Origin of the sequence: Mesorhizobium sp. M1A.T.Ca.IN.004.03.1.1, from assembly GCF_003997555.1 — a bacterium.
Lineage (GTDB): Bacteria > Pseudomonadota > Alphaproteobacteria > Rhizobiales > Rhizobiaceae > Mesorhizobium.
Window position 1 is genome coordinate 1 of the sequence record NZ_RZTV01000456.1, and the last position, 265, is coordinate 265.

General features: G+C 58.1%; 1 protein-coding gene. It reads left to right on the forward strand.

The genetic code is table 11. The features are described from left to right. A partial coding sequence (locus EOD29_RS32415; protein ID WP_127248847.1) for an acyl-CoA thioesterase occupies positions 1-265 on the forward strand: 265 nt, incomplete at both ends.

A 265-nucleotide genomic window follows, 5' to 3' on the forward strand; every position in this document is an offset into this window, starting at 1 on the left:
GTCGATATGAACGGCAAGATGTTCCTGGCTTCCTATATTTCTTACGCTGAATCCGTCATTGCGAGCTTCTGGTCGGCACGGCCCGATGTAGACGACGAACCGCTCTATAGCGCCAGCAAGATCTCCTGCATGCTTCACCGCCCGCTGCACCATGACGAGCCGGCAATCTTCACCGCCGCCATCGACAAGATCGGCGTGCGCTCCATCGGCTTTTTGGTTTCGATCGACACGGGGGAAGAGCGCGCCGCCGAGGTCGAGATCATCT